General features: G+C 71.9%; 3 protein-coding genes and 1 pseudogene. 1 reads left to right on the forward strand and 3 read right to left on the reverse strand.

Translation table 11 applies throughout. The features are described 5' to 3' along the window. Both A2790_RS02785 and A2790_RS02790 read right to left on the reverse strand, forming a co-directional pair. The coding region (locus tag A2790_RS02785; RefSeq protein WP_293387366.1) for an LON peptidase substrate-binding domain-containing protein at nucleotides 1-1,331 on the reverse strand (1,331 nt) is incomplete at its 3' end. Continuing rightward, nucleotides 1,328-1,744 (reverse strand): Hsp20/alpha crystallin family protein, encoded by a 417-nt coding sequence (locus tag A2790_RS02790; RefSeq protein WP_293387368.1) that lies wholly within the window; start codon nucleotides 1,742-1,744, stop codon nucleotides 1,328-1,330. The genes A2790_RS02785 and A2790_RS02790, both read right to left, overlap by 4 nt. A 108-nt stretch (nucleotides 1,745-1,852) precedes the next feature. Between A2790_RS02790 and A2790_RS02795 the strand changes: the two genes are divergently transcribed. Then, complete coding sequence (locus tag A2790_RS02795) at nucleotides 1,853-2,131, forward strand: DUF5961 family protein (RefSeq protein ID WP_293387370.1); 279 nt, start codon at nucleotides 1,853-1,855, stop codon at nucleotides 2,129-2,131. Nucleotides 2,132-2,183: 52 nt separating this feature from the next. On the opposite strand, the pseudogene A2790_RS02800 reads toward A2790_RS02795, so the two are convergent. Then, nucleotides 2,184-2,638: pseudogene (locus A2790_RS02800) on the reverse strand (hypothetical protein); the annotation flags it as partial.

The following is a 2,638-nucleotide window of genomic DNA, read 5'->3' on the forward strand; positions in this document are numbered from 1 at the left end:
GCGGACGGATCGCCGTGCAGCCCCGCGCTCATCTTGTCGATCTCGTCCAGCATCATCACGCAGTCGCGGCGGCCGGCCTTGCGGATCGCCTGGATGATGTTGCCCGGCAGGGCGCCGACATAGGTGCGACGGTGGCCCCGGATCTCGGACTCGTCGTGCACCCCGCCCAGGCTCACCCGCACGAACGGCCGGTGCATGGCGCGCGCGATCGACTGGCCGAGCGAGGTCTTGCCCACGCCCGGCGGGCCGACGAAGCAGAGGATCGGCGCCTTGCCTTCCGGCGCGAGCCGCCGGACCGCCAGATGCTCGACGATCCGCTGCTTGATCTTCTCCAGCCCGAAGTGGTCCTCGTCGAGGATGCGGCGCGCCTCGGCCAAGTCGAGCGGGACGGGTTCGGGCGCTTTCCAGGGCAGCTCGACGAGCCACTCCAGATAGGTGCGCACCATGCCGTACTCGGCCGCGGCCTCGGGGGTGCGGGCGAGACGGCGCAGCTCCTTGCGGGCCTGCTGCACCACTTCGTCCGGCATGCCGGCCGCCTCGATCGCGCTCTCCAGCTCCACCAGCTCTTCGCGATCATCGGTCTCGCCAAGCTCCCGCTGGATGGCGGCCATCTGCTCGCGCAGCAGGGTCTGACGCTGACGCTCGCCGAGCGACTCGCGGGTCCGTTGGGCGATCTCACTGGTGAGGCGCAGGACCTCCAGCCGCTTCGCCAGGAAGGTCGAGACCCTGTCGAGCCGCGCCTGCAGGTCCACGGTCTCCAGGATCTCCTGCTTCTCCGGCGGCTGCAGGTCGAGATAGGCGGCCACGAGGTCGGCGAGCGCAGCCGCGGAGCTGGCGCCCTCGACCGCGCTCACCAGTTCGGCGGGCGGCGATTGCGGCAGGAGCTGCAGCGCTTCCAAGGCCTGGCTGCGCAGATGCAGGAACCTGGCCTCGATCTCGGGCCCGGCCGCCTCCGGCTCGGTGACCCGTCGGCCCCGGGCGGCGATGAAGGGATAGCCCTCCAGCCATTCGGTGATCTCGAACCGCTCGACGCCCTGGCAGGCGACGTGGGGCGCCCCGTCCGGCCCGGTCACATAGCGAAGGACGTTGGCGAGCGTCCCCATCCGGTGCAGCGACCGCGGTCCTGGGTCGGGCGCCTGAAGGTCCTGCTGCAGGACCAGCACCAGCGGGTGCTGTTCGCGCAGGGCGTGCTGGGCGGCCGCCACGGCGCTCGGGCGATCGAGCACGATCGGGAAGACGATCCCGGGAAAGATGACGTTGGACACGGGCACGACGACGACCGCGTCCTCCGGGAAGTCGCGCACGCCGCTGCTGGAGGGATCGCCGCTCATCGGGCCTGGCCTGTCTTGTGCAGCGTCACCGTGAGACAGCCGTGCTCGGCCTGCCAGTCGATGCGGCCGTAGCGGCCGGCCGGCAGCGGGACCCGACGGGCGAACTGGCCCTGCGGCAATTCCAGGCGGTGGATCATCGCCCGCCGCATCGCAGGCGAAGGGTCCCGCCGGCCCGTGATCACCAGGGCGCCGCCCTCATCGATGAAGACCTGCACGCCCTCCGGGTCGACGCCCGGGAGGGCGGCGATGATCTGCACCTCGCCGGCCGTCTCCAGGAGGTCGACCGGCGGCTCCCAGCACGGCGCCCGCGTCGCCGCGGCCGGGCGGAAAACCTGCCGGTGCAGCTGGTCGGCGCGCGCCAGCATCTGCAAAGCGTCGGACCACATCCAGTCGCGCGAGTTTCGGTTGGCCATTTCCCCTGCACTCCCGGCGCATGAACGCCGTCCGCCGTGGCGCCGGTTCCGTGGAAACGGCGCAAGGCGACGCGCGTTCTGCCCGCGCCCTATGGTCGTGATCCGCCGATGAACCGCGTTTCGCCGTCGCATCGCCAACCGGAACCTTGTGCGAGCCCTGCGCCGGGTCGCTTCTACGCCTATGCGACGGACGAGGGCCCCTGCTCCGGCCACAAGGTCCCGGAGGCGGAGAGCTTCACCGATGCGGCGATCGGCTTCCTCGAGTGCTGGGGACCAGACGACGACACAGGCCAGGAGGAGGTCTCCGTAACCGTCATCGACTGCGAGACCGGCGCCCAGGAGTGTTTCAGGATCGCGGTGGCGACCGGCGCGATGAGACCCTGCTGAGGGCGAGCGTTCTTGGGCCTGCGTCCAGTGGCTGGACGTCGGGCGCCCGCCGTCATCCGGGCCGGTCGCCCGGCGTGAGCGCCAGGAAAGCCTCCGGCACGAGCTCGACCCGCAGCGGTCCTTCGAAGGTGAACCGCTCGCCGTCCAGCAAGGCGGGCACGGGGCCGGCGCCCAGCACCTCGACCGTCTGGGCCATGGCGCAGCGGACGTCCGGATCGGCGCGCCAGTCCCGGAACGCTGCGGCGAGCACCAGGCGCAAGGCGTCGAGCGGCCCTTCGGGGTGGACCACGGCGGCTTCCAGGCGAGCCTCGGAGGGGGCGAGCCGGGGCGAGGCCAGCGGGCAAAGGACGGCGACCGCCTCCCCCCGCGCCTCGTCGGCGTCGTCCCACAGGCAGATGAGCTCGCGATCGAAGGCGCTGCGCAGAGCCGCCAGGCCCTTGCGGGCCGCCAGGGCGAACTCTCCGTAGCGGACCGCCTCCCGCGCCTCCTGCAGCAGGGACGGCCCGC

This window comes from Phenylobacterium sp. RIFCSPHIGHO2_01_FULL_69_31 (assembly GCF_001824475.1).
Lineage (GTDB): Bacteria > Pseudomonadota > Alphaproteobacteria > Caulobacterales > Caulobacteraceae > Phenylobacterium.

Excerpts from the sequence above, each read along its gene's own strand:
- A2790_RS02790 (WP_293387368.1), bottom strand. The coding sequence starts at position 1,744 with ATGGCCAACCGAAACTCGCGCGACTGGATGTGGTCCGACGCTTTGCAG.
- A2790_RS02795 (WP_293387370.1), top strand. The coding sequence starts at position 1,853 with ATGAACCGCGTTTCGCCGTCGCATCGCCAACCGGAACCTTGTGCGAGC.